The sequence below is a fragment of the Francisella adeliensis genome (genome assembly GCF_003290445.1).
Lineage (GTDB): Bacteria > Pseudomonadota > Gammaproteobacteria > Francisellales > Francisellaceae > Francisella > Francisella adeliensis.
In genome coordinates this window covers 1,801,818-1,828,450 of record NZ_CP021781.1, presented here as the reverse complement: position 1 = coordinate 1,828,450, position 26,633 = coordinate 1,801,818, and the positions used below count along the sequence as shown (strand labels likewise).

Below are 26,633 nucleotides of genomic sequence, written 5' to 3'. Positions count from 1 at the left end.
CAGAGCCATCTCAGTTTGTCTTTTAAAGATTAATATTAAAAAAACAAATTCTTGCTGATGTATTAATTGAAATAGTACAATTTATTTGTTATTCTCAAAAATGATTTTCTATTGTTTGTGTTTTGTCAGAGGGTATACCAGTGATTAAAAGGTTTAAAAAAACATGTTTGGTTATGGGTGGAGCTGTTATATTTACAGGTTCAGCATATGCTGAAGATTCGCCTAAAGTGGTATCACAAGGGGGGCCTTTTGGAGCTACTAGTATTGGTGACCAAAACTTAAGCTCTTCACAAGCAAATACTAGCAAAGCTTCCGCAGCTACAGCAACAAATACTCCTGCAAAACCTACAGCTCAAATGAATGAAAAAGAATTGTTGATGCAATTACAAAAACAAGTTCAAGAGCTTCAAGGGCAATTAAAACAGATTAAAACAGAGAAAGCCCAAAACGGCGAAAATGGTGGAGGAGGTTCTTCAGCATTTACTACTTATAGCTCAAGAGTTGGTGATGACACAAAAGGTGGACCTGCTAGTAGAGCTACTTCTGGAACTGATTTAAGTCAGATGATGGTTACAGGTGAATCAACAGATGATATTATGTCGAATATTGGCCAAGATGGCTCAATTGTAAATCTGGACCAAAAATCTTTGGGCGGTATATTTAACCAAAAAGGCGGGATTGATGTCGGTGGAGCTCCTGCTATTACATCTCAAGGTGAAACTACTTTCCTAGGTTCATACTCTGGTAACAACAGTATCCCAATAGGGATGATTTCAAGCAGCCTTTTTGCTTCGACATTATTAGGGCAAAGAGAAAAGTTTGATGACTACTCAGTATTCTTCGGGGGGTTAATAAATGCAGATGCTCAAGCATGGTTTGGCAGTGGTGTATCTAGATCTGAAGTAGGGCCAGATGGTAAATCTGTAGCAGCAGGAGCGTTTAATGGTACTGGTCAAAATGTATACTTAACAGGAGCAAACCTTTATTTCTTATCTAACCTTGGACACTATGTAACAGCACAGTTTGACTTTGACACAGATGAATCAGGCTCATTTGGTTTAGGTAATGCCTTTGTAATGTTTGGTAATTTAGATACTTCACCATTCTTCGTAACAGCAGGTCGAAATAAACTCTCAGTAGGCGTATTCGGTGGTGGTGGACCATATACTGGAGGTATTAATGGGTTCTTAGCTCCAGGTAAAACTTCAAATGTTTCTATTAATTATAAAAACGATACAATAAATACAAATATAACAGTGTTTGGTTCAGATGATAAAAGAGCTAACTTCTCGACAGGTCTATTTTATGTAGATAGTTGGACTGAAAATGTTGCTGTCGGTGGTAATGTTGGCTATGTATTTAATATGGCGGGTGCTGGCAACAGCTCTTTAAATCAGGCATTAATTAATACAGATAGTGCAAATGACAATGTTGGTGTATTTAATATCGATGCCAACGTCGCCTATACAGGTTTTGGTGGTATTTGGCAGGTTCAAAGTGGTTGGACAACAACGACCAAAGCAGAAAAATTCAATGGTGATGGTAAATCAGTGAGTGCAAGTGCTGCCTCTGGTGTTGGTTCTGAGGTGTTAGCAGGCACTTGGTATGCCGCACTTAACTACTCGGCAGTATTAGCAGGACGAGGTACTAACTTTGGTGTATCTTATGGTGAAACTTATAATGCTGCTGCGATACCAATGGCAATTGCATCATCACCAATAAACTTTGGTTTGTCTGATTCAGGTATTAAGAATCAGCTTGTATTCTCAGCTCAGCGTGCTTATTTTGATGACAATGTATTATTCGGTCCAGAGTATACTTATCAGAAAATGTATAATGGTGAGCATATGAATACTTTAACTCTTGATATGAACGTATATATCTAGTCTCTTTTACATACTTTATTTCACGTAAGAAAATCAATTTTCAAGTGTTTATATTCAATAAAAAATTAGCTTATAGGTGTTGTTATTTCAATACATGTAAGAATCTAAATAGTGTAAAAATTATTAGGCCAACAATAGATTTATGGTCGAGGTTTCTAAATTTAGGTGTATTAATTTTTGAGGATAGTTATAGAAAAAGTTTTATATGAACTCTGTGTTTTTGATAAAGAAGTAACAGAAAGAAGCAAGTAAACATATTACTCCGCTTATTAAGAAGACAATTGTAAAGCTTTCGCTGTCATATGAAAGAATAATTCCTGTCAGTAAAGGAGCTAATCCAGCACCTATAAAGTTTGCAAAATTTTGGATGCCTCCAACAGTCCCAACAGATTCCTTTGATGAAATGTCAGCTACTAGAGCCCATATTGGAGATATTCTCAAGCCTAAGCAAAAGATACTAATGCTAATTATAACTATTGAAATTGTTAAGTTATCAATAAATGGAAGTATGATAATCGATAGTCCAGCAACAGCACAGCCAAATATAATCGGTACTAAGCGTGATTTGATCACATTTGTTTTTGCTGAAATAAACATATCAGAAATAATTCCACCAAGCATAACAGAGGCTAAGGCTAGTACAAATGTTGCTGAAGCTGCTAATCCCATCTGAGATAGGTCAAGCCCCTTAGTATGAATGAAATAGTAAGGCAGCCATGTTACAAATACCCAGTAAGCATAAGATGACCCAAAGTTGCCAAGACAAAGCAATATAACATTTTTATTTTTAAAGCATTTAACAAAGCTTGTGGTTTTTCTTGACCTATTTTGTAGTTCAATCTTTTTGAAAGATTTATTTGAAATCATGTACCATATGACACCCAAGATAGCTCCAATAATACCTAATAGAATAAACATTCCGCGCCAGCTTATTAGAGCAATTAAGAGAACAATAAAAACTGGAGCAATAACACTAGCGATTCTAGGACCTAAAGAGACTATAGATGATGCTAAGCCTCTTTTACTTGGACTGAAGTGCTCTTGGATAACTTTAGTAGCTATTATAAAAAAAGGAGCTTCTGCAATGCCAAGTAAGATTCGAGTCATAAGTATAGTGTAAAATCCTGTTACAAACCCAGAAAGAATGCATGCTATAGACCATCCTGTAATACTTATGGCCATAATTTTATTGATGCCATATTTATCAACAAGATAACCAGAAGGAAGGTTTGCAATGGCATATGGCCACATAAAAGCAGATAGTAAAATGCCCATTTGCATAGGAGGTATGTCGAAAGTTTCAGCAATTACGGTATTAGCTATGCTAAGGGTAGATCTATCAAGATAGCTTATCATTCCCAAGATTAGTAACATGAAGGCTAGGAGCCAAGGGAAGATCTTTTTCATGCCTTAAGCTACTTCACTCTCATACCTGGCTTAGCGCCTTCATGAGGTTCTAATATGTATATATCTTTGCCATCACCAGCTGCTAATATCATACCTTCAGACATTCCAAACTTCATTTTTCTTGGAGCTAGATTAGCTACCATAACGGTATTTTTACCTACTAAATCCTCTGGGTTATAAGCAGATTTTATTCCTGCAAACACTTGTTTTGTCTCACCATCTAAGTCAAGAATCAGTCTGAGAAGTTTATCTGCTCCTTCCACAAGAGAAGCTTCTGCAATTCGTGCAATGCGTAGATCAACTTTCATGAAATCATCAAAATTACACTCAGGAGCAATGTTTAACTTTGATTCAGGTTTTTTAGGTGACTGAGGTTGCTCTTTTTCTAGCATAATCTTTGTTTCATCTAAGATTTTATCTATTTTTTCTTTTTCTATACGAGCAGCTAAAGGTTTGAATTTATTAATCTTGTGGTTTTTTAAGAATACAGATGCATCTTCCCAAGATTTTATTTCAATGTTTAGAAACTTCTCAGCCTTTTCAGCAATGCTAGGGATTACAGGTGAAAGGTAAGACACTAAGGCTTTAAACATATTTATACCTTGAGAGCATACTTGATGGACTTTATTTTCTTGTCCTTCTTCTTTTGCTAATTGCCAAGGTTTATGGAAATCAATGAATTGATTAGCTTTATCTGCTAAACCCATAATTAGCCTGATAGCTGTAGCAAATTCTCTATGCTCATAAGCTTCAGTTATAGCGTCATGAGTATCTGTAAACTCTTTTTCTAAGTCAGTATCGAAAATTTGATCTGATAGCGTTGCATCAAATTTCTTATAAACAAATCCAGCACAACGACTAGCAATGTTTACAACCTTACCAACAATATCAGAATTTGATTTAGTGATAAACTCTTCAAGGTTTAAGTCAATATCATCAATTTTTGAAGTTAAACGAGAGGCAAAATAGTACCTTAAATATACAGAATCTAAATGATCTAAAAATGTTCTTGCTTGGATAAATGTACCACGAGATTTAGACATTTTTTTGCCATTCACAGTAAGAAATCCATTTGCAAATACACTTGTAGGAGTCTTGTACCCTGTAGCTTCTAGTATTGCTGGCCAAAAAAGAGCATGAAAATATATGATGTCTTTACCTATAAAGTGGTAAAGCTCAGTATCTTGAGAATTTTTGCCCCAGTAATCATCAAAGTTTAGGTTGTTTTTATCACAATAGTCTTTAATACTAGCAATGTAGCCCATAGGAGCATCAAGCCATACATAAAAGAATTTTTTGTTATCAGTTCCTGGTATAGCAAAACCAAAATAAGGGGCATCGCGGGATATATCCCAGCTTTGCAAGCCCTGTTCAAACCACTCTTTAAGTTTGTTAGCTACTTCAGGCTGCAGTTTATCGTTTGAATCTATCCAGTCAGCGATATTTTGCTCAAGTTTTGGTAAATCAAAGAAATAATGCTCAGAGTTTTTTTGGATAGGGGCTTTACCAGATACCACAGATTTTGGGTTTAGAAGGTCTGTAGGGTCATAAGTGGCACCGCAAACTTCACAGCTATCACCGTATTGATCCTCAGCTTTACACTTTGGGCAAGTACCTTTAACAAACCTATCAGGCAAAAACATATTTGCTTCAGGGTCGTACGCTTGAGCAATGCTCTTGGTGCTTATGAGATCGTTATCGTTAAGTTTTGTATATATATCTTCGACAATTTCCTTGTTAAGGTTATTGTTGGTCGAATGGTAGTTATCAAATTTTATTTCAAAATCAGAAAAATCTTTTAAGTGATTTGTAGAGTATTTCTCTATTAAATCTTCTGGTGAGATTCCTAGGTTTTTTGCCTTGAGCATGATAGGAGTACCATGAGTGTCACTCCCGCAAACAAAAGTACATTCATTACCCTGTAGCTTTTGAAATCTTACCCAAATATCAGATTGGATGTAGCCAAGCATATGACCTAGGTGTAGATCACCGTTAGCATAAGGAAGGGCATTAGTAACTAAAATTTTACGCATGAGTATTTGGTTTTCTTTTGTATTTAATCTATTGGTACTATTATATACTCAAATGGATTGAATGGACATATTTTAAGTTGAAATGCATTACAGTAAAATATTTTGGGGTGATTGACTTGACTCTATCTATAATCTATATATAATAGTTTTTCACATGGTTATGGAGAGGTGGCCGAGTGGCTGAAGGCGCTCCCCTGCTAAGGGAGTATAGGCGTTAAACCCTATCGAGAGTTCGAATCTCTTCCTCTCCGCCATTAAGACTTAAAATCGGGTGCATAGCTCAGCTGGGAGAGCATCGCCCTTACAAGGCGAGGGTCGGGGGTTCGAGCCCCTCTGCACCCACCACGATTTTATGATCTATAATCAAACTATTCACCTAATAAAGATTCTTTTAAAAATATTTCTGTATAAAGCATTTTGATATAATTTTTTGTTAATGGTTATAAATAAAAATTACCTGATTAACTAATTTGTAATACACCATAATTACTGCTACTATTTAAATCAACACAGGGGAGCACTAAGGTAAGTGCTGAGAAGTGTATATAATACGCTGACCCTTTGAACCTGATCTAGTTAAAACTAGCGTAGGGAGTGCTTAAATAGTCGGCTATATATTTTTTCAGCTATATTTGCTCTTTTATGCTTGTTTTACTTGATTTAAGTAAACAAATTGGAGAGTCAAATGAGTTTTAATAACATCAAATCAGTACATAACTATAGGCTAGATGATAATTTAACTAAGCCATATTCTAACTCTAAGAAGGTATATATCTCATTTTTTGATAATGATGATCTTAAAGTCCCTTTTAAGGTTATAAAACAATCTCAAACAAATATTGATGGAGTAAAAATTGATAACCCAGATATATATCTTTATGATACATCTGGCGAATATTCCAATGCTGATAATAAGATTGATATCAGTCAGGGTCTAGTTAAACATAGATTAAAATGGATCAAAAATAACAATGACCTACATGAGCTTGATGAGCTTAGTTCGGACTATAGTAATAAGCAATCAAATGATGCTTTGAATTTTCAAAAAAGTGTAATGCCTTTTCGAGCATGTAAAGGTAAAAATATTTCACAAATGCATTATGCCAGGAAAGGAGTGATTACTCCTGAAATGCAGTATATCGCTATTAGAGAGAATATTAAAAGAGCAAATTCTCATTTAGATAGTACTATGCATCAACAGCAACTTGGACAATCCTTTGGGGCAAATATAGTCAAAGAAATAACTCCTGAGTTTATTCGTGATGAAGTTGCTAACGGAAGAGCTATAATCCCCGCAAACATTAATCATCCTGAATTAGAGCCAATGATTATCGGTAGAAATTTTTCTGTTAAAATTAATGCAAATATGGGCACCTCTGCAGTAACTTCATCAATATCTGAAGAAGTCGAAAAAATGGTTACAGCAACAAGATGGGGTGCTGATACTATTATGGATTTATCTACAGGTAAACACATTCATCAAACTAGAGAATGGATTGTAAGAAATAGTCCAGTTCCTGTTGGTACAGTGCCTATATATCAAGCTCTTGAAAAAACTAATGGTGTTGCTGAAGATTTAACTTGGGAGTTATTTAGAGATACCCTTATTGAGCAGGCTGAACAAGGAGTAAGCTACTTTACTATTCATGCAGGTGTTCGTAAGGCATTTATTCCTTTAGCATCAAAAAGAATTACAGGGATTGTATCTAGAGGTGGTTCTATAATGGCTAAATGGTGTATGCATCATAATCAGGAGAATTTTTTATATACAAAATTCGAAGAAATCTGCGAAATAATGAAGGCTTATGATGTATGTTTTTCATTAGGAGATGGACTTCGTCCTGGGTGCATAAATGATGCTAATGATGCTGCTCAACTTTCTGAATTAAGAACTTTAGGCGAGTTAACAAAAATAGCTTGGAAGCATGATATCCAAACAATGATAGAAGGCCCTGGGCATGTACCTATGCAGCTTATCAAAGAAAATATGGAGTATGAACTTCAAGATTGTTTCGCGGCACCATTTTACACATTAGGGCCACTAGTTACAGATATTGCTCCTGGTTATGATCATATTACATCAGCAATTGGAGCTGCTCAGATCGCTTGGTATGGCACATCTATGCTTTGCTATGTTACTCCTAAGGAACATTTAGGTTTACCTAATAAAGATGATGTTAGAGAGGGTATCGTTACGTATAAGTTAGCAGCACATGCAGCTAATTTAGCTAAAGGATTACCAGGAGCCCAGATCAGAGATAATGCATTATCTAAAGCAAGGTTTGAATTTAGATGGGATGATCAATTTAATCTAAGTTTAGACCCAGAAAAAGCACGTGCATTTCATGATGAAACTTTACCTAAAGAAGGTCATAAGGCAGCACACTTTTGCTCTATGTGTGGACCTAAATTTTGTTCTATGAAAATTTCTCAAGATATAAAGAGAGAGTATGCTAGTTAACTAGGCTTATATAATGAAAAAAATAGCAATAATAGGGTTAGGAGTAATGGGGAGGGTTTTAGCTTTAACTTTTACAAAGAGTATTCCTCATCTGGATATAGATCTGTATGACAAGGCTTCTTTGGGTGCAAAAGATAACTGCAGTTATCAAGCGGCTGGTATGCTAGCTCCTGTTTCGGAAGTTACAAGTTGTGGCATCCATACGTATACATTAGGAGCCGATAGTGTACAGCTATGGGAAGAATTGTTATCTATACGTGGGGAAAATTTAGTTCAAAAACATAATATTATTGATAAGTTTGACACGCTTTTTTTAGCACATAAAAATGATGTGAATGAGTTTGATTTAATTAAAAATAGAGTAAGTTTTTTTACTAAACAACATGAGAGTATTAAAGAAAGGTTTAGGAATATAAATTCTGATGATTTATCAAGTCTTGAACCATCTCTTATGAATGGCACGTTTATGAATAAAGGTTTGTTAATAACTAATGAAGGCGTAATAAATGTTCCAAGTTTTTTTAAATTTACAAGCCAGTACTTCTCTGAAGAAAGCAATATACGGCTTTTAAAAGAAGAGGTTACTAAAATAGAAAATAATAAAGTATATATTGATGAATATACTTGTGAATATGAGTATGTCTATGATTGTAGAGGATTCCCTATAGAAAAGAGTAAAGATAGTGGATTATATGGTACTCGTGGGGAAGCTTTAATCGTACAACATAAAGATATTAATCTTAAGCATGTAATTAGGCTTGCTCACCCAAGACATCCTTTATATTTAATTCCTAGAGGAAATGGGATTTTCTATGTTGGTGCAACTAGTATTCTAAGTGAGGACTACTCACCTATTTCAGTGCAAAGTGTAATGGAGCTATTGTCTATGTTACTTGTGATAGATAAAAGGTTTTCTGAGGCGAGGCTTATAAAAACTTTAACTTCTGTAAGACCAACTAGCTTTGATGATAAACCATTAATCATAAGAAATATAGGTAATACTTCTATTAATGGATTATCTCGACATGGGTATTTATTTGCTCCAAAAATTGCTAATGATTTATTAGAAGAATTTAAAAAGGATATTTATGAAAATTAAATTTAATAATAAGACTGTTGATCTAACTCAACATACAAAGCTAGGCTTGGTAGAAATTTTAGACTTAAATGATTATAAGAGTGGCTGTTATGCAGTAATGATAAATAATGTTTTTGTACCAAAATCGAATTACTCCACTAAAGAGATAAATGATAATGATCAGATTGATATCATCTTACCAATGCAAGGAGGATAGTTATGTTAGAGCTATTTGATAAGGCTTTAAGCTCTAATTTTATATTAGGAACCTCACAGTATCCTTCTTTAGAATGTATGATTGCTTCAATAGAAGCTGCACAGGTAGAAATGGTCACGGTATCTTTAAAACGTTCGATACATCCAACTTTTCATAAAAATAATTTTTGGGAAGCTTTAAAAAAAACTAAATGCCATATTTTACCAAATACTGCCGGTTGTAAGACAGCTGCTGAAGCTATACAAATGGCTGAAATGGCAAGAGAAATATTTGAGACAGATTTTATTAAAGTTGAAGTTATCGGAGATGACTATAACCTTCAGCCGAACGTCATAGAGCTAGTTAAGGCTTGCGAGCAACTGATTTTACGAGGCTTTAAAGTCTTGCCATATACTACTGAAGATCTTTCAGTAGCAACCTATCTAGTGGAATTGGGATGCGAGGTACTTATGCCTTGGGGTGCGCCCATAGGTAGTGGTAAAGGTGTTATCAACCCATACGCTTTAAATGTCTTAAGAGAAAGATTTCCTCAAATAAAGCTTATTGTTGATGCAGGTTTAGGTGTACCTTCTGATGCTGCCCAAGTTATGGAAATGGGGTGCGACGGTGTGTTATTGAATAGTGCGGTAGCTCAAGCTGGAGATCCAGTCAAAATGGCAAAAGCTTTTTCTCAAGCTATAGATGCTGGTAAAAAAGCTTATGAAGCTCAAAGAATGCCTGAAAGAAGCTTAAGTTCTCCTTCCACTAATTTGCTTGAAACTCCATTTTGGCAGGTTTAGGGAATTTAGTTTATAAATTTTGACTATCAAAATAAGGAATATAATAAGTATGCAAGATGTTTTATTGACTATTGCAGGTTCAGATAGTTGCAGTGGAGCTGGAATACAAAGAGATACCCAGGTTTGTTGTAATCTAGGTGTCCATGCTTTAAATGTGATAACTGCTATAACTGCCCAAAATGCTCATAAAGTGTATGAAGTGGAGAGTGTTTCAGATAATATGTTTGCTGCCCAATTAAGTGCTTTAAAAGATGACTTTAGTATTAAAGTTATTAAAAGTGGTATGTTAGCTACTGTGGAACAAGTTTTAGAACTTGCTAAGTTACTTAAGCATCGTAGAGATATTGTATATATATGTGACCCTGTTATGGTAGCAACCTCAGGTGATATGTTGATGTGTACTGAAGTGCTGGATGCTATTAAAAAAGAGTTACTATTGAGGGTCGATATCTTTACACCTAATCTACAAGAAGCCCAAATGTTATTATCTTTAAAAATAACTAAAACGATAACTTTGTCACAGATGTTAAATATGGCAAAAAAAATCAGTGAACTTTATGGTATTAAAAATGTTCTTTTGAAAGGTGGGCATAATAAAGGTAATAAAGCAGTAGACTGTTATTTTAACTATAAACGTAACCAAGTATTGTGGTTAAGTGTAAATAGGTTTTTAAATAATTCTGATACTCATGGTAGTGGTTGCACGTTATCTGCAGCTATGGGTGCATTTTTAGTAAAAGGTTATGATACTAATAATAGTATTGTACTAGCTAAAGCATATATTAGTTCAGCAATTAAACATGCCGAAAAGTTAAGTAAGAAAGGTTCATTATTTTTGAAAAATTCAGGTTTCCCAGCTGATAGTAATACTTTTCCCAAGACATATCTGAATTTGAGGGATTTGAGCTTTAAGAAGATCAATAAAATAGATCTATACCCTGTTGTTGATAGTAGTGATTGGGTGCTTTTTTTGGCTAAGCAAGGTATTAAAACTATTCAGTTAAGAATTAAAAATATACCTCAAGAAGATATTAGAAATGAAGTAATACAGGCTATTGAGTATCAAAATCAATATAACCTCCAGTTGTTTATAAATGATTATTATAATTTAGCAATTGAATATGGGGCTTTTGGTGTGCATCTTGGACATGAGGATATTGTGAAAATACATGAGTGTGGTAGTGATGTGTTAGATCAAATTGCTAGTGAAAATATTGCTTTAGGGTTAAGTACGCACGATTATTATGAACTTTCCATAGCTTCTAGCTTAAACCCTAGTTATATTGCTTTAGGACCAATATTCCCAACTAAAACTAAAAAGATGAAATTTTCAGCTCAAGGTATTAATAGAATTAGTGAGTGGCAAAAACTAGTGGATTTACCCTTAGTAGCAATTGGTGGTATAAAAGAGTCTCATATAACTGAGATAGCTCGCACAGGAGTTAATGGAATTGCAGTTGTTTCATTGGTTACATTAGCAGATAACCCTGTAACTGTGATCAATAATATAAAAATTCTTATGAATTAAGGTTTAGCATAATGAGTGATTTGTCCAAATTATCAGCTAGTGAGATTAGACGTTATAGTAAACAAACTTCTCTTGAAAGTTTTGGCATTAGTGCTCAGCAAAAGTTAAAAGGTACTGCAGTTTTATTGATTGGAGTAGGTGGGGTTGGTTCGCCAGCAGCACTTTTTTTAACTAGTATGGGTGTTGGTAAGCTTGGAATTGTTGATAATGATGATATTGAGTTATCCAACTTGCCTAGGCAAATATTGTATCATACAGATAATGTAGGACAGTCTAAAGTTACTGTAGCATACCAGAGATTACGAGAGCTTAATGATAATGTAGTCATTGAGGCTTTTAATAAAAAAATAACTTCTTTAAATGAAAAAGAATTTAGTATTAGCTCATATGATTATATATTAGATGGAAGTGATAATTTCGAAACTAAGTTTTTATTAAATAAGCTGTCTTTACAATATAGAGTACCTTTGTTAAGCGTAAGTGTACTAGAAGCATCTTACCAAGTTGGATTATTTAACTTAGATAACAAATCACCATGTTTATCATGTGTTTATCCTGGTATAAGAGCAGCAGATTTAATTTCTTGCTCCAATACTGGAGTCTTAGGATACCTTCCTTCACAATCATCTCTGACAGCGATAAATTTATTGATAAATAATATTTTGAATAAAAATAATAATTCTGAGCTAGTTTGTTATGATGCTAATAAAATTAGCTTGAACAAATATGTCCTTGTTAAAGATAGCCACTGTCAAATATGTAGTAAAAATGCATAAGTTATCCTGTAAAGTTTGGTAAGCGAATAGATGTCATTAAGGAATCTATAAACATAGCTATCCTTAAACAAGTGCTAGAGAAAACAAATACTATCTATTTAGTTAAAAGGCAGTGAAGTATGCTTTTAGTATCAAGGATAATTAAACTATATGCTCTTTCATTATTTTTTGATAAACCAGATATAGTCAGATTTATAATCTAATATTTTTTGGTAAAAGTAGGTTCATTGGTAGGCAAATTACAAGTATAGCAACTATAATGGCTAACGCTTTATGGTAGCTATCTATAGAGTATGTATGAGGGCCTATTTGGGTTCCTAGATTAATTAGTAAATAACCAATTCCAGGTAACAATATTACAGGTATGATGTTGTTTATCATATTTAGACCGGCTGTTGATGCCCCTGATGTACCTGGTGGTGATATTGCTCTGCCAACGGTGAATGTAATGGCTTCTGTACCAGACATTAGGCCAAGTAAGAAATACAAAATAATAAACAAATCTTGGCTGATAGGTATATATATCAAGACTATACTTATAATAATCATACTGATTAAGCTTATAGTGAATAATAGTCTATATCTTGTAGTAAAAGCACTTATAATCGCAGCTGTCCCAAAGCCTATAGCAGTACCGACAAAAAGGATGCTGTTTATGTAGGCAGCGTTAGTTTCTGAAAGACCAAATTTAGTTTGTATAAGTCCAACACCCCATAGCTATAGTTGCTTGCAATCATAAATACGAATGCTCATTCTCACAGGCCATTTTTTGCTACAAAAAGTGAGAATGAGAGCAAATTGAATTTAATGAATTTCTGATGCTGGTATCCATCTGTAAAGAGTAGGGACAGATATACCTAAATCTTCAGCAACATCTTTAGGTGAAACCCCATCAATCAGTAATTTTTTAGCAGACTCAATTTTTCGTTTGGTCATTTTTCTAGGTCTACCACCTTTTCTACCTTTTAATCTAGCAGCTTGTAAGCCAGCCTGGGTTCGTTCAACAATTAGCTCTCTTCCCATTTGAGCAAGTGAAGCCATAATATGAAAGAAAAATTTACCTGAAGGTTGATGTATCAATATTACCTGAAATACTTTTAAAACCTATGTTTTTACTATGTAGATCCTCTACAAATGCTACTAGCTGTTTTACACTTCTGCCTATGCGGTCTAATTTCCATACTACAAAATTAAGTGCGTTATTAAGCTCTTCACGATTAGTTTTAGTAGAGCTTACTTTTTCTTGAAAGATTCTTTGGCAACCATTTTGCTCTAGGATATTTATTTGTGACTCTAAATTTTGATCTTTGGTAGTATCCAACTAACATAAAAATATTATTTCTTAAAACTCATAAAAATGTTAACATTTTAGCCATTAGTTTCAAGAAATATTTTTGAGAGGGTTTTAACATATATGAAGTTATCAAAATGTTTTTCTCTTAAAAATGGTCGTTTTTGATAATTTATGTACAAGAAAATACCTGATGAGCAATTGATTTGTTTATGGAACTCTTTAAATAAGTTTCCTAAACGAGATCACCAAAGAAAATTACTCATTAAAGAGTATGCTTCCTATTATGGTATATCTATAGCATCAGTGTATAGACAATTGTCTAAATATAAATATGTAGATAAAGTAAGGTCAGATTCAGGTAGTACTAGAGCTATACACAAATCAAACCTTACCAAATACTGCAAAATAATATCTGCTCTTAAGTTAAAAACATCTAATCAAAGAAATAATATATTTACAAGGAAATGTATATCTATTTTAGAAACTGAAGGAGTTTCTTTAAATGGTGAACATATTAAAGTAGCTAAAGATTTATTAAAAAGAAGTACGGTTGATAAATACCTTAAAAAGTTTGAGCTTGATTATTCAACAATTAAAAATGTTGAGCCTGTAGTATCTAGATTTGAATCAACATATAGTAATGAGTGTTGGCAATTTGATTTTTCAGTATCAAATTTAAAAAGAATAAATCAGGATTCAAAGGATTTATATATAGCTAACATTGTTGATGATAAGAGTGGTGTTGCTTTTAGTAGATATGTAGAAGCAGATGGTGAAGATGCATTAACTGCTCTTAAAGTATTATTTGATGCTATGAAGGGTAAAAATAATTCTTCTCAGCTACAAGGTATACCTTCTTATATTTATACTGATAATGGAGCATTTGCTAGAAGCAAAGTGTTTCAAAGAGTACTAAAGTGCTTAGGTATTACTTTACTAACACATTTACCTAGAGGAAGTGATGGTAGGCGTACTACAGCTCGTTCAAAAGGTAAAGTTGAAAGATTTAATAGAACACTTAAAAATGATTTAGAGCCTATGTACTTTTTAAATAGACCTAAAGATATAGATGAAGCTAACGAATGGTTGGCTAATTACACATTAGAATATAACAAAACTAAACATCGCTCTATAAATCTATCAAAGATAAAAGTATGGAAAGATAGTTTAGAAAATAATACTTTATTAGAGATATGTGATGAGACACAGTTTGCTAAATTAATAAGAACACCTGAGACTAGAACAGTCAATAGTAATGCTACTATTACTTTAGGTGGTATAAGCTATCAACTTGATGGCGAACTTTATAATAAAAGAGTAACAGTATTACACGGAGTGTTAGATAAGAAAATATATATTGAGTACAAGAATAAAGCATTTGGACCATTTCATCCTTCAGGAAATATTATTTCTTTCGGAGACTATTCTAGACCTAAAAAAACATCCTTAGAAAAGCAAGTAGATGAAATAGAGGCTATAGCCCAAAGCATAAATGTATCTAGTAAGATAATGTCACAAGATGTTGATAACACTAAAAACAATTTTATTGTTAAGCCTTATAGTGATTCAGAAAGTTTCAGTAATAAAATAGAAGCTAAGAAGTTTATATCTAGCCATATTGGTTGTCCATTAGCTGAAATGGATAGTGATTATCTTTTATTTACCAATAATTTACTTATGAGCACTTTAGATAAAACAGCTATTATTAGAGAAATTGACAACTATGTACAGCTTAAACTATATAGTGAGGATAATGCCTAATGTATGTAGAAGCTTATAAACATCTAAACTTAAATTACCTATATGATTTGAATAAAAAGTATGTAGATTTAGAATCACATAAAAAAGCATATAAGAACTTACGATTCCTAATATCAAATAGTGGGATATATGCATTAATAGGATTAGTTGGATCAGGGAAAACCACTTTACTGAATAAGTTACAATCTGATCTTAAAAAAGACGGTAATATTATAATCTCAAGATCATTATCTACAGATAAAAAGAGACTTAAGATAGCAGCATTGTTTACTGCTTTATTTTATGATCTTAATACTAATGAAAAAGATTTTAAGATTCCTACTACTCCTGAGAAAAGAGAAAGGGAGCTTATTAAGCTATTTCAAAAACATAATAAGCCTGTGGTACTAATAATAGATGAAGCACATGATCTACATAATCAAACATTAGTCTCTTTAAAAAGACTAGTTGAAACAGTAACACAGAATGGTTATCAACTAAGCATTTTATTAGCGGGACATCCAAAGCTTAGTGGAACATTATTCTCAGCATCCATGGAAGAAATAAGTGCTAGAGTTAAAAGTACAATATTAGAGCCAAATAAAGATGATAATGAAACTCTAATAAAAAACTGGATATCTATAAGATTAAATAATAATACAAAATTAGAACAAGTTATCGATAAAGAAGCAATTAGCTATTTAGCTACAGAGCTTTTGACTCCTTTACAGATTGAATTTTATTTAGAGAAAGCTATTTTATCAACTTATGAGATAGGCGAGTCTAAAATAAGTTTAGATATTGCTAAAGATACTCTATATTCAGATATTAAATCAATTCAATCGAATCTCGCACGTAATGGTTATTATGAAGATATCTTATGTGATTTATTAAATACAACAAAGAAAGAAATTAAACTGTTTTTTGATAATAAGCTACCCAAGGAGTCAAGCTTAAATATCAGGCAGAAATTAGAGTCTTTCAAGATAAGGTTTTAAGAAGATGATAAGTTCAGATAAATTATTGGCTATTGGCGCTGCTCTTGTTGATACTGTTAGGTCTCAGATTAAATACTCATTTAATATGGATGAAGAAGGACAATTGTTTGATGGGCTAAATAGAACAAGTATTTATAAAAATATGATTAAAAAAGTATTCGCTTTAAATAATCAGAATTTAGCATACACGCCAGAAGAAATCGGAAAAGTTTTTTTACAAAATAAAACAGGAGTGTGTGACAATTTATCATTAGCATGTCTATATATAGCAAAGGGATTAGAAAAGATTAAAACAGATACTTTTTATTTATCTTTAATGGGTACACCTAAACATGTATTTGTGCTAGCCCATTGCAGTCATGATCTTTTTCATTTAAGATCTAGAAGTTGGAAGAAGTATACAAATAGTTTTAAAGATTTAGCTAGTAAAAATGATTTAAGCAATGCTGTCATAATTGATCCATGGATATATAAAGCATCAAAGCTAGAAAATTATAATAACCATCTTCATCATGCAGAACTTTATAGTGTTAATGATTTTTATAATGGTAAAATAGAATATATAAATCAACATATTATAATAAGCTCTTCATCTCCAATATCTACAATAGATGATAAATATATAGAAATATTTAATGAGTGCTATGAGATACAAAAGCAAAAATTAGCAAATCGAAGAGATTCATTTGCTAGAGGTCGTAGATTTAGTAGTGTTAGAAGAAGTTTAGAATTTAATATTCAACCGCAACAGAAACTAACTAGCTTACGAAATTTTTTTATTAATTTAACAGCTAATGATCATTTCTATAATGTTCAATGGTACAAAAGTTCTTCTGCTTTTTATAAAGCTAAAAAGTTTAAGCATAGTGATCGGAAAGGAAAATGTATAAATAGTGTTATTAATTATCTAAATAATTGTATTGATAACTATGATTATCCAAAAGATGCTAAATTGTTAGAAATATTTAAATGCATTCTCAGAATATTACCGATTGTAAGATCCTCAAATAGAGTTCCAATGCATTTATCACTAGATAATATAAGTATGACAACATCTGCTAAAATAATTTTTAATACAAGAGTTACTCCAGATAAAAGACAAGAGTTTGAAAAAATAGAAGGTTTGGAATTGGACTGGGTAAGAGAAGCTCGATATAAACTTAATGAAAGAGGTCGGTATAAATCTCTCTTAGAAAAAATTGATAAATTTACTCCTTCTGATGATAGAGGTATCTTACCTAATTTTTATGAAGGTAAAGATGGATATTATAAGCTAGTTCATGACGCTATAGATAATTATTGACCTGCTTATTCTCACTTAATTCGAGCATTGCATCTTTTCATTCTCACATTTTGCGAGCATTCGTGAATTTATATTCTCACATTTTCAGAGCAAAAAAAGTGAAAATGAGAATGAGCATTGGCGTTTATGATTGCGAGCATCTACACATAGCGAGCCTAAAACATTTATAGGTAAGAAAAGGGCACTGCCGATAAATGCTGCCGCCCAAAATTTTGAGTTTGTAAACATTTTAAATGTTGTGTGAAGACTATCAACAAGCTTTGGCGCACTGTTTTTCTTATGGTATTCAATAAATTTTTCATTATCTTTAACAACTAGTAAAATTAAAACAATGATTCCTACACCAATATATGTAAAAAGCCCATTACCTTCACGCCAACCAAGATGCCCTACGAGATATGAAAGAACAGTGTCTGTAAATAACCCTCCAAGAATTCCTATCATTGTTGTGAAACTCATAAAACTAGCAAAAAACCTTTTAGGGAGCCACATAGCTGCCATTTTTGCAGCACCGATAAACCCAAAAGCTGAACCTACACCCATAAGCACTCTTCCAAGCACAGAAACCCAGTAATGATCTGTTGCGGAGAATAAAAAATTACCACAGACACAAAGAAGAGTAGCGATAGAAATTACCCACTTTCTATTATATTTATCAAGAAAAATGCCAGCGGGTATTTGCATCACCGTATAAGATATAAAATACGCTGAAGATAACCATCCTATTTGAGCGTGATCTATTTTAAACGTTTTCATTAGTCCATCAGACATTACACCTGGAGCAGCACGGATAAAGAAATCATAACTATAATTTAGAGTAACAACTAAGCATATAGCCCAGGCAAGGATTATTAAGCTTTTTTTGTTTGGTAGATAAGACTGATCAGGCATCTTGAAATCGTTTAAAGAAATAGTGTGATTAATCTATAAGCTACAGGAGGTAATGTCAAGGAAAGTCATTTGGGAACTATTAATCAACCTTGCTTTAAATATAGAATGTATTGGGTAGAAAAGAGAAATTGTTAGGTTAATTCATCAATAGCTTTTTGTTGCTTTTTATCTAAAGCAACAGCTTTAGATTTGTCTTCGGCAAGATACATATAAACAACTGGCAGTACAAATAATGAGAATATAGCACCAATAACCAATCCACTTGAGATAACTACACCAATACAGTTTCTGCTTACAGCACCAGCACCGGATGATGTTACTAGTGGAATAACACCCACCACCATCGCTGAAACTGTCATAAGAATAGGTCTTAGCCTTTGAGATGATGATTTGACAATTGCATCGTACTTATTTAAACCTTCATGTGATTGTAAATGGTTAGCAAACTCTACAACCATGATACCTTGCTTGGATATTAGACCAATGAGGGTTACAAGTCCTAGCTGAGTATAGATATTTAATGATGCCCAACTTGCACCCATATATTGTCCTAGATATAAAGGAATCAATGCTCCACATATAGCCATAGGAATTGTAACTAAAATCACCAACGAATCTCTAAAGCTTTCAAACTGTGCTGATAGCGCCAAGAAAATCAAGACTATTGCAAAAGCAAAGGCAATCATCATTGTATTACCGTTTTCAACAGTTTGACGCGCAGAGCCTGAGAAGTTATATGAAAAACCTTCTGTAAGTTCATTTTGGGCTAGGTTTTTAACATAGTCAATTGCCTGACCCTGACTGAATCCAGGAGCCATAACTGCAGATATTGTTGCAGAGTTTAGCTGTTGGAAAGTATTTAGTATCAATGGTTGCCCTTCAGTTTTAAAGTTAACTAAAGCAGATAAGGGTAGCTCAGAATTAAACAAATCACCAACAAGGTCTTTTGATGTCATTTGATTACCTTGTCCATCAGAGCGGATAAATATATTTCCTAGCTGCTCTTGAGTAAGCATTTCATTACGTGCTAATTGTGGAATCACTTGGAAACTGTATCCCTTCAGGAAAAAGAAGTTAATATAACCACCAGCATAAGAGTATTGTAGTGTTTTAGCTATATCTGCCATAGTTATGCCTAAAATACCTGCTTTTTCTCTATCTATGTCAATATCAACAACTGGGTTGTCAAACTTAAGATCACTTTGAGCGAAAACAAACATACCACTGCTCATCATTTTATCTATCAGCTTATTTGTGGTTTCGTTGATAGCTTCATAGTCATTAACACTTTGAATAACAAGAGACATTGGTGCACCACGAGGTATCCCAGGAAGAGAAGGTGTTTCATAAGTATATGTTTGAATACCTGGTAAATCTGTAACTTTAGCTTGAAGCAGTTTTGCAGCTTTAGATTGAGAGATTTTTCTATCATCCCAAGACTTCATTATAAACCCACCAAAAATAACATTCGAACCCATTACTCCGTTTAGAATAAATGTACTTTGTTTGCCTGGTATAGTATCAAGAGTGCTAGCAAGAGGTTTTCCAAAAGTTTCAAGATAATTAATGTTTGCTGAAGACGGCGCTTGTCCCATTACACCCAAGAAACCTTGGTCTTCGTTTGGAGCAAGCTCAGACTTTACACCCATACCCATTATAAAGCAGCTTATTAGAACTATGAGGCCCATAACTGCAATAGCTGGTTTTATTTCAAGTACAAATTTTAGTAAAGCTGTATATTTTGCTGTTAGAGCGGTAAAAAGTTTGTCAATAAAATGAACAAGTTTAGTATCCATCATTTGTCTGTTGAGCATCTTAGAACACATCATTGGGGATAGAGTGTATGCTACAATACCTGATATAATTACCGCACCTGCTAATGAATAAGCGAACTCAGTAAAGAGTTGACCTGTAAAGCCTCCCATCATACCAATAGGAGCGTATACAACAACTAGAGTTAGCGTCATTAAGATTACAGGGTTAGCAATCTCTCTAGCCCCTTTAATTGAGGCGGCAAAAGGCTCCATACCCTCCTCAATATGCCGGTAAATGTTTTCAAGTACAACAATAGCATCATCAACAACAAGACCTATTGCTAAGATCATTGATAGAAGAGTTAGCAGGTTAATCGAGAATCCCATGATTTTCATAAAGAAGAATGAGCCGATTATAGACAAAGGTATTGCAATAACTGGAACTACAATTGCTCTTAGGGACCCTAAGAATAAGAACATCACAATAGAAACAATAATGATTGCCTCACCTAAAGTGTGAATAACCTCCTCAATAGAGCTTTCTATATATAACGTCTGGTTATAAGCGATATTAACATCTAAGCCATTAGGTAATGAAGCTTTAATGCTTGGTAATTCATCTATTAAACTAGCTACCACAGTCAGAGGGTTATCTTCAGGAGATACAACAGCTCCAGCAAGTACAGCATTTTTACCGTCAAAAATTACCGATGAATCATAGTCTTGAGCACCTAGCTCAACTTTTGCTATATCTTTTAGGCGAATTACTTGGTTGTCAGATTTTTTGACAATTAAATTTTCATACTCTTGTGCCGTTGACATACTTGTTCCTGGGTTAAGAGTATAGTTTAGGTAAGGACCTTGAATCTGACCACCAGCAGCTATCAAACTGTTAGACCCTATAGCTGTAGCTAATTCGCTTGGTGTAATAGCATATTCGGCCATTTTTTGTTTGTTAGGGTAAACTCGCATAGCGTAAGGTTTATTACCCCACACATCAATAGATGATAGACCACCTTTAGCTAAAAGCTTTGGAGTTAGTTCAGAGTTAATATATGCTGATATTTCAGAGGTGTTCATTGATTTACTAGTAAATGCTAGTATTAATGATGGGAAGTTATCTGCAGGATTCATTCTTATTGAAGGAGAGTAAGCATCTGCAGGCAGCTGATTTAGTACAGCATTTACATTTTGAACAACTTCAGATAAGACATCATTTGTATTGTAGCCAAGCTTTACAAATACCGTGATAGTACTTGCTCCTAAAGCAGAAGAAGAAGTCATGTAGTCAATACCTTTAGATGAGCCAACAGATGATTCTATAGGTCTTGTGACAAATGCTTGGATTGTAGCTGGATTAGCACCTGGATATGTTGTGGTTACTGTGATTGTAGCACTATCAATATATGGGTATTGTCTAATTTGTAGCCCAAAAAATGATCCAACCCCAACAACTATAATCATAAAACTTATTGATAAAGCTAGAACGGGTCTTCTAATGAATATATCAATTAACTTCATTATTGAGGTCCTTGTGTGTATATGTTGTTATCAATTTTCACACTATTGTTAACTACAGCATTCATACCTTTATGTACTTTATTTTGACCAGAAGTTATGATTGTTAGACCTTCTTTTAGACCTTTTACAAGAGCTAGATTATTTCTTGTTTCTAAAACATCTACATTTTCCTCGCCAACTTTATAAAGAGTTTTGTCTGTATTTACAGTTTTCATACTGCCAGATTCTGTTGAAGTGTAAGAAGCTTTTTTAGGCTTACCATCCTCCATTTCAGGGGTTAGAGTATATACAGATTGACCATACAAGCTATATGAGATAGCATTTCTAGGTATTACTATAGAGTTTTTAACATCAGGTAAACTTACATGTACTGTTAGAAACATTCCTGGAACTATTACACGATCAGGGTTTTTATAAGTAGCTTGAACAGTTATAGATCTATTTGAACTGTTGATGAAAGAGTTAATTGCAGTAATTTTTGCAGTAAATTTTTTGTCTGGCATAGAATCAGAGTAGAAATCTATATTTTGTCCGACTTCTATTTGACTAACTTTATTTTGCGGTACGGCAAATGTTATGAAAATAGGATCAAGCATAGTTAAGGTTGCAGCACTATCGCCATTATTGAAATATTCTCCTAAACTAATGTTTCGAATACCTATCTTACCATCAAAAGGAGCTCTGACTTCTTTAAATCCTATTTGTGATTCGATGTTTTGCACTTGTGCAAGAGCTGATAGATATTCTGAGTTTGCTTTATCTGCAGATTCTTTTGATGTTGCTCTTTGTCCTGCAAGTTTGTTGTAACGATCATTTGTTAGTTTAGCAAGTTTTAATTTTGATAGGGCTTCTTCAAGGTTTGCTTTTAGTTGGCTAGTGTCTAGCTTAAATAGTAAATCACCTTTTTTTACTATCTGTCCACCTTTAAAGTGTATTTCACTAACGATACCGCCAGATTGAGAAGATATTTCTGTAGACTGAATTGATTGAGCTTCACCAATTGTGTTTATGGTTTGTTTCCAGTCTGTTTTTACTACCTCTGATGATGTTACCGCTACAGGTTGAGGTACATAAGAAGCCATACCATGTGAAATCATTGATTGTATAAATTGAGCAAAACCAAAAATACATCCAAACAAAGCAAGCGTCGCGACTATAACGGCAATAGAAGCAAAATTCTTGTTTTTGAATTTAGGGAGTTGTTTTTTTACAAATTTAGTTTGAAAAATAAAGTATACAATAGCTATTGAAATACCTAGTTTACCAAGTGCAAACCATGCAACTGCAATAGTAATAACTATGAATATTAGATAGTTTTTTTTACTTGAGTGTATCTTGTCATTTAGGCTTGTAAGTTGTTTTTTGATTTTTTCTAAGTTCATAAGATTTACTTCTTTTTTAGGATGTTAACAAAAAGTGCTGATGTATTTATAAGCAACATAAATATAAAGAACACTAAACTATAAATAGCAAGGCTCACACCTTTTACTTCTTCTGAGATGGATGTACAACTCTGTACGGAGCCAGTTATACTTTTAGTAGCCTGTATCAAAAATGGACTGCTAATATCACATGATGCTATAGTTCCATGAATAGGGACTGCCTGAAAATACTGAATATAAACCTGATCACCGGCAATATAAATACCATAAAGGATTGCTAGTATAACAAAAGTCTTGACTACTATATGAAAGCTAGATGGACTTTTTTTTATAACTCCTAGTATGCTAAGAAAAAGAATTATAATTACACAGAATTGTTGTAGTAAGCACATAGGACAGGGTTTCCAGCCTAAAAATGCGATGGTAAATATTATTACTGCTATTGCACCAACACAGACTAGTATGTTTATTGGTAGTATTAAGCTAGCTAATTTTTTCATTTGTTATTGATATATACTGCATAAGAGTTTTCCCCATTGTATCATACTTTTATATACTTGTTTATAGTATCTGTTTGCAGTTTTTCTATGGTTGTTTTTAGTTGATTTGCTGGGGTTGATTTAGCAAGCGGGCTTAAATCGAAGCTTAATATTTCATCTATAGAGTTTTTTAGGGTAGCTAATTTCATTAGATGATTACTCTCAATGGGAGATTTTTGTATGATTTTAATTGCTGCTATATAAAGCTGTTGGTTACGCAGAATATTTGCAGATTTTATTAGCTGTAGTATTTGTGGTGTCGGTATATTAGTTGTTATTATTTGGTATATGCTTGCGCTAGCTAATAACAATTTATACTGATTTTTGGTTAGATTAAGTTCATCTCTTATATTTTTAAGATTCTCTATAGGAAAGTTATAGAATGTGAAAGCTGTTTTCTCATCTGTTGAGAGCTTTTTATAGTCATCATTTTGGAAAAAAATACTGCTATGTAATAAATCGATATTTTTATATATGTAAGGAAAGACAGCTGGTAGAACTTTTAATCTTGCTAGGCACTTAAAGAATATAGCAGGATCTTTCAATGATTTTATAAATTCTAAGTGAAGTCGTTCTTTAGTAAGATGGTTCAACTCATTAGATGAAAGCATTTTGCTTACAAGCTCTATGGTTTCAGGAGCTATAGTGAAATGAAAATCAGATAATTGAGCCTTAAACCTAGCAAGGCGGATAACTCTTAAAGGATCTTCTTTGAATGCAAGTGAGGTGTGGCGAAGTATACGGTTTTCAATGTCTTGTTGGCCATTGAATGGATCAATGATATCACCATCGGTAGTTTTAGCGATTGAATTGAGTGTTAAGTCACGCCTTTCTAAATCTTGTTTTAGGGTTACATTTGCGTCAGAGTTCGTTTCAAAACCATGATAGCCATTAGAAAATTTTCTTTCTGTTCTAGCTAGAGCATATTCTTCTTTAGTTTTTGGGTTTATAAAAACAGGAAAACTAGAAAAAATTGGTTTATAGCCAAGTTTTAGCATGTCATCATCAGTTGCACCAACTACAACCCAATCTCTGTCTTTAGGTTTTAGATCTAAAAGTTCATCTCTAACAGCACCACCAACTAAGTAAATCTGCATTAGTTAAAAAGTTTTTTAAGATATTAAGCCTTTCTTTATGTTATCAGAAAAAAGTGTATAATTGCTAACCATGTGACTATAAAATCAGATTTATTGAAAAGGGTCTTCTTACTAAAAATATGGCAAATTTAATTGATAAAATCGATATGAAAGATAGTGGTTCTAATAACCTTAGTGGGCAAATGACTAATCATGAAAAGGTTAGTTCTTTATATAAAAGATTACTTTCTCAAGTAAAACATTTATGGCACTTTTTGGCTTTAGCTGCTGTTGGTAGTATATTTTTCTCAGCAGCAGATGCTTCGATGATATACCTTATAAACCCTATACTTAATTATGGTTTTGGTTCAAGTGGTGATATAACTAAACAAAGTGCAAGTATACTAATGTTGATGGGCGTTGGTATGGTTGGATTGCTTACACTTAGGGCTGTTGGCTCATTTTTATCTCAATACTTCATTGGTTCACTTGGTCAGAAAGTTGTTTACAAGTTCAGAAAAGATATTTATAAGAGATTTATGGATTTACCAGCAAGCTTCTTTGACAAGCATTCATCTGGACAAATTATTTCTAGGCTTTTATATAATGTTGATCAAGTTACAGAGGCAACTTCTACAGCAATAATTACAGTTGTGCAGGATGGTACATTTGTGATTGGTTTGATAGTTGTGATGGTAGTGTCTAGCTGGCAATTATCATTACTTCTAATTCTAATAGGACCATTGTTAGGTGTTTTTATAACATTAATAAACAAAAAATTTAGATCTTTAAGTAGAAATACACAATCTTCTATGGGTAATGTAACTCATACGGCTGAAGAGACCCTTAGGAACTATAAGGAAATAAGAGTTTTTGGAGCACAGCGTAAACAAAGTGAGAGATTTCATAAAAGCTTAGATTATACATATTCTCAGCAAATTAGGACAATAGCACTAGATGCTTTAACTTCTCCAATTATCCAAATAATAGCATCTTTAGTTTTAGCTTTGTCACTTTTTACAATAGCTATTTTCGGCACGAATGAAGGTGGTGGATCATCATGGCTTACAGCAGGTTCTTTTGCATCATTTTTTGCAGCAGCAGCGGCTATTTTAAAGCCGATTAAAAACCTAACTAAAGTAAATGTTGTTATCCAAAAGGCTGTAGCAGCCACTGAAGATATTTTTTATATATTAGACTACCCTGCAGAAAAAGAAACTGGTAGAAAAGAGCTTCATAATGTGAAAGGAAATATCAAAATTAAAGGTGTGGATTTTTCTTTTGGAAACCAAAAAGTGTTGGATGATGTGTCTGTGGACATTAAGGCTGGACAAACAGTTGCTTTCGTTGGTAAGTCGGGAAGTGGTAAAACTACGCTTACGAGTGTTTTATCAAGGTTTTATACTCAAAGCAAAGGACAAATTACCCTTGATGGTGAGGACACTCGTGAATTATCATTAGCAAATCTACGTTCACATTTGTCTATGGTATCTCAGAACGTACATCTATTTGATGATACTGTTTACAATAATGTTTCATTTGGTTTGGCTCGCGATGTTACAGAAGCTGAAGTTGTAGATGCTTTAGAAAGAGCAAATGCTTATGAGTTTGTAAAAAATTTACCAGAAGGTATGCATACAGGTATTGGTAATAATGGCTCTAAATTATCTGGTGGTCAAAGACAAAGAATCTCTATTGCTAGAGCATTACTTAAAAATGCTCCGGTGCTGATATTTGATGAAGCTACAAGTGCGTTAGATAATGAGTCTGAAAAAGTAGTTCAGCAAGCGCTAGAGAACTTAACAACCTCGCGCACAACTTTAGTAGTAGCACATAGACTAACTACAGTTGAAAAAGCTGATAAAATTGTGGTTATGGATGCTGGTCGTATTATTGAAAGTGGTACTCATGCTGAACTTTTGGAAAAAGGTGGTGCTTACTACAGACTTTATCAGTCTGGTTTAGATTAG

The 26,633-nt window shown here is 33.4% G+C and carries 20 protein-coding genes, 2 tRNA genes, 1 pseudogene and 1 riboswitch; of the genes and pseudogenes, 13 read left to right on the top strand and 10 right to left on the bottom strand.

What is annotated here, in order from left to right; genetic code table 11:
* The first annotated feature begins 140 nt into the window (after positions 1–140).
* Positions 141–1,886, top strand: coding sequence for a DUF3573 domain-containing protein (locus tag CDH04_RS08715; RefSeq protein WP_112870645.1), 1,746 nt, complete (start codon positions 141–143; stop codon positions 1,884–1,886).
* A gap of 201 nt (positions 1,887–2,087) precedes the next feature.
* On the opposite strand, the gene CDH04_RS08710 is transcribed toward CDH04_RS08715, so the two are convergent.
* Positions 2,088–3,293, bottom strand: coding sequence for an MFS transporter (locus CDH04_RS08710; protein ID WP_112870644.1), 1,206 nt, complete (start codon positions 3,291–3,293; stop codon positions 2,088–2,090).
* An 8-nt stretch (positions 3,294–3,301) separates the two neighbouring features.
* Positions 3,302–5,326, bottom strand: a complete 2,025-nt coding sequence (gene metG, locus CDH04_RS08705; RefSeq protein WP_112870643.1) for a methionine--tRNA ligase — start codon at positions 5,324–5,326, stop codon at positions 3,302–3,304.
* 162 nt (positions 5,327–5,488) lie between these two features.
* Between metG and CDH04_RS08700 the strand changes: the two genes are divergently transcribed.
* The 8 genes from CDH04_RS08700 to CDH04_RS08665 all read left to right on the top strand — a co-directional run bounded on the left by CDH04_RS08700 (position 5,489) and on the right by CDH04_RS08665 (position 12,165).
* Positions 5,489–5,580: transfer RNA gene (locus CDH04_RS08700), tRNA-Ser, on the top strand.
* Positions 5,581–5,595: 15 nt separating this feature from the next.
* Positions 5,596–5,671 (top strand) — tRNA-Val (locus CDH04_RS08695).
* A 156-nt stretch (positions 5,672–5,827) separates the two neighbouring features.
* Positions 5,828–5,937, top strand: a riboswitch (TPP riboswitch).
* 74 nt (positions 5,938–6,011) lie between these two features.
* Complete coding sequence (gene thiC / locus CDH04_RS08690; protein WP_112870642.1) at positions 6,012–7,787, top strand: phosphomethylpyrimidine synthase ThiC; 1,776 nt, start codon at positions 6,012–6,014, stop codon at positions 7,785–7,787.
* A 13-nt stretch (positions 7,788–7,800) separates the two neighbouring features.
* Positions 7,801–8,886 carry an FAD-dependent oxidoreductase gene (locus tag CDH04_RS08685; RefSeq protein ID WP_112870641.1) on the top strand — a complete coding sequence of 362 codons (1,086 nt, stop codon included), beginning with the start codon at positions 7,801–7,803 and terminating at the stop codon, positions 8,884–8,886.
* Entirely contained in the window at positions 8,876–9,082 is a 207-nt protein-coding gene (gene thiS / locus CDH04_RS08680) for a sulfur carrier protein ThiS (RefSeq protein ID WP_112870640.1), read from the top strand. The genes CDH04_RS08685 and thiS overlap by 11 nt, the downstream gene beginning before the upstream one ends.
* Before the next feature lie 2 nt (positions 9,083–9,084).
* Positions 9,085–9,861 carry a thiazole synthase gene (locus CDH04_RS08675; protein WP_112870639.1) on the top strand — a complete coding sequence of 259 codons (777 nt, stop codon included), beginning with the start codon at positions 9,085–9,087 and terminating at the stop codon, positions 9,859–9,861.
* Positions 9,862–9,910: 49 nt separating this feature from the next.
* Positions 9,911–11,389 carry a bifunctional hydroxymethylpyrimidine kinase/phosphomethylpyrimidine kinase gene (thiD, locus tag CDH04_RS08670; RefSeq protein ID WP_112870638.1) on the top strand — a complete coding sequence of 493 codons (1,479 nt, stop codon included), beginning with the start codon at positions 9,911–9,913 and terminating at the stop codon, positions 11,387–11,389.
* 11 nt (positions 11,390–11,400) lie between these two features.
* Positions 11,401–12,165, top strand: a complete 765-nt coding sequence (locus CDH04_RS08665; RefSeq protein WP_112870637.1) for a HesA/MoeB/ThiF family protein — start codon at positions 11,401–11,403, stop codon at positions 12,163–12,165.
* 192 nt (positions 12,166–12,357) lie between these two features.
* Here the strand turns inward: CDH04_RS08665 and CDH04_RS09835 are convergent, their stop codons facing one another.
* The 3 genes and pseudogenes from CDH04_RS09835 to CDH04_RS10145 all read right to left on the bottom strand — a co-directional run.
* On the bottom strand, positions 12,358–12,714 hold the full coding sequence (locus CDH04_RS09835; protein ID WP_162699224.1) for a hypothetical protein: 357 nt from the start codon (positions 12,712–12,714) through the stop codon (positions 12,358–12,360).
* Positions 12,715–12,969: 255 nt separating this feature from the next.
* Positions 12,970–13,188, bottom strand: coding sequence for a helix-turn-helix domain-containing protein (locus CDH04_RS10150; protein WP_425320037.1), 219 nt, complete (start codon positions 13,186–13,188; stop codon positions 12,970–12,972).
* Positions 13,183–13,486 (bottom strand): annotated as a pseudogene (locus CDH04_RS10145) (recombinase family protein); the annotation flags it as partial. The pseudogene CDH04_RS10145 and the gene CDH04_RS10150, both read right to left, overlap by 6 nt.
* Before the next feature lie 144 nt (positions 13,487–13,630).
* Between CDH04_RS10145 and CDH04_RS08650 the strand changes: the two are divergent.
* From CDH04_RS08650 to CDH04_RS08640, 3 genes are read left to right on the top strand one after another with little or no spacing between them, the layout of a single operon-like run.
* On the top strand, positions 13,631–15,220 hold the full coding sequence (locus CDH04_RS08650; RefSeq protein ID WP_112870635.1) for a DDE-type integrase/transposase/recombinase: 1,590 nt from the start codon (positions 13,631–13,633) through the stop codon (positions 15,218–15,220).
* Positions 15,220–16,197, top strand: a complete 978-nt coding sequence (locus tag CDH04_RS08645; protein WP_112870634.1) for an AAA family ATPase — start codon at positions 15,220–15,222, stop codon at positions 16,195–16,197. The genes CDH04_RS08650 and CDH04_RS08645 overlap by 1 nt, the downstream gene beginning before the upstream one ends.
* Positions 16,198–16,201: 4 nt before the next feature.
* On the top strand, positions 16,202–17,500 hold the full coding sequence (locus CDH04_RS08640) for a hypothetical protein (protein ID WP_112870633.1): 1,299 nt from the start codon (positions 16,202–16,204) through the stop codon (positions 17,498–17,500).
* 84 nt (positions 17,501–17,584) lie between these two features.
* Here CDH04_RS08640 and CDH04_RS08635 read toward each other — a convergent pair whose 3' ends face one another.
* The 5 genes from CDH04_RS08635 to CDH04_RS08615 all read right to left on the bottom strand — a co-directional run bounded on the left by CDH04_RS08635 (position 17,585) and on the right by CDH04_RS08615 (position 24,684).
* Positions 17,585–18,391 carry an MFS transporter gene (locus CDH04_RS08635; RefSeq protein WP_112870632.1) on the bottom strand — a complete coding sequence of 269 codons (807 nt, stop codon included), beginning with the start codon at positions 18,389–18,391 and terminating at the stop codon, positions 17,585–17,587.
* Between the two features lie 131 nt (positions 18,392–18,522).
* Complete coding sequence (locus tag CDH04_RS08630; RefSeq protein WP_112870631.1) at positions 18,523–21,666, bottom strand: efflux RND transporter permease subunit; 3,144 nt, start codon at positions 21,664–21,666, stop codon at positions 18,523–18,525.
* Positions 21,666–23,048: an efflux RND transporter periplasmic adaptor subunit gene (locus CDH04_RS08625; RefSeq protein WP_112870630.1), complete on the bottom strand. Its 1,383-nt coding sequence runs from the start codon at positions 23,046–23,048 to the stop codon at positions 21,666–21,668. The genes CDH04_RS08630 and CDH04_RS08625 overlap by 1 nt, the downstream gene beginning before the upstream one ends.
* Positions 23,049–23,053: 5 nt before the next feature.
* The gene (locus CDH04_RS08620; RefSeq protein ID WP_112870629.1) at positions 23,054–23,548 is read right to left on the bottom strand and encodes a disulfide bond formation protein B; all 495 of its coding nucleotides are present in this window, start codon (positions 23,546–23,548) and stop codon (positions 23,054–23,056) included.
* Positions 23,549–23,589: 41 nt separating this feature from the next.
* Positions 23,590–24,684: a tRNA nucleotidyltransferase/poly(A) polymerase-related protein gene (locus tag CDH04_RS08615; protein WP_112870628.1), complete on the bottom strand. Its 1,095-nt coding sequence runs from the start codon at positions 24,682–24,684 to the stop codon at positions 23,590–23,592.
* Positions 24,685–24,803: 119 nt separating this feature from the next.
* Here CDH04_RS08615 and msbA point away from each other — a divergent pair, with 119 nt between their 5' ends.
* On the top strand, positions 24,804–26,633 hold the full coding sequence (gene msbA / locus CDH04_RS08610; protein ID WP_112870627.1) for a lipid A export permease/ATP-binding protein MsbA: 1,830 nt from the start codon (positions 24,804–24,806) through the stop codon (positions 26,631–26,633).

Coding starts and splice junctions, on each gene's coding strand:
- CDH04_RS08675 (WP_112870639.1), top strand. CDS start 9,085: ATGTTAGAGCTATTTGATAAGGCTTTAAGCTCTAATTTTATATTAGGA.
- thiD (WP_112870638.1), top strand. CDS start 9,911: ATGCAAGATGTTTTATTGACTATTGCAGGTTCAGATAGTTGCAGTGGA.
- CDH04_RS08620 (WP_112870629.1), bottom strand. CDS start 23,548: ATGAAAAAATTAGCTAGCTTAATACTACCAATAAACATACTAGTCTGT.
- CDH04_RS08665 (WP_112870637.1), top strand. CDS start 11,401: ATGAGTGATTTGTCCAAATTATCAGCTAGTGAGATTAGACGTTATAGT.
- CDH04_RS08645 (WP_112870634.1), top strand. CDS start 15,220: ATGTATGTAGAAGCTTATAAACATCTAAACTTAAATTACCTATATGAT.
- CDH04_RS10150 (WP_425320037.1), bottom strand. CDS start 13,188: ATGGGAAGAGAGCTAATTGTTGAACGAACCCAGGCTGGCTTACAAGCT.
- CDH04_RS08710 (WP_112870644.1), bottom strand. CDS start 3,293: ATGAAAAAGATCTTCCCTTGGCTCCTAGCCTTCATGTTACTAATCTTG.
- msbA (WP_112870627.1), top strand. CDS start 24,804: ATGGCAAATTTAATTGATAAAATCGATATGAAAGATAGTGGTTCTAAT.
- CDH04_RS08640 (WP_112870633.1), top strand. CDS start 16,202: ATGATAAGTTCAGATAAATTATTGGCTATTGGCGCTGCTCTTGTTGAT.
- CDH04_RS08625 (WP_112870630.1), bottom strand. CDS start 23,048: ATGAACTTAGAAAAAATCAAAAAACAACTTACAAGCCTAAATGACAAG.
- CDH04_RS09835 (WP_162699224.1), bottom strand. CDS start 12,714: ATGATTATTATAAGTATAGTCTTGATATATATACCTATCAGCCAAGAT.
- CDH04_RS08630 (WP_112870631.1), bottom strand. CDS start 21,666: ATGAAGTTAATTGATATATTCATTAGAAGACCCGTTCTAGCTTTATCA.
- CDH04_RS08685 (WP_112870641.1), top strand. CDS start 7,801: ATGAAAAAAATAGCAATAATAGGGTTAGGAGTAATGGGGAGGGTTTTA.
- CDH04_RS08635 (WP_112870632.1), bottom strand. CDS start 18,391: ATGCCTGATCAGTCTTATCTACCAAACAAAAAAAGCTTAATAATCCTT.
- thiS (WP_112870640.1), top strand. CDS start 8,876: ATGAAAATTAAATTTAATAATAAGACTGTTGATCTAACTCAACATACA.
- thiC (WP_112870642.1), top strand. CDS start 6,012: ATGAGTTTTAATAACATCAAATCAGTACATAACTATAGGCTAGATGAT.
- CDH04_RS08650 (WP_112870635.1), top strand. CDS start 13,631: ATGTACAAGAAAATACCTGATGAGCAATTGATTTGTTTATGGAACTCT.
- CDH04_RS08615 (WP_112870628.1), bottom strand. CDS start 24,684: ATGCAGATTTACTTAGTTGGTGGTGCTGTTAGAGATGAACTTTTAGAT.
- metG (WP_112870643.1), bottom strand. CDS start 5,326: ATGCGTAAAATTTTAGTTACTAATGCCCTTCCTTATGCTAACGGTGAT.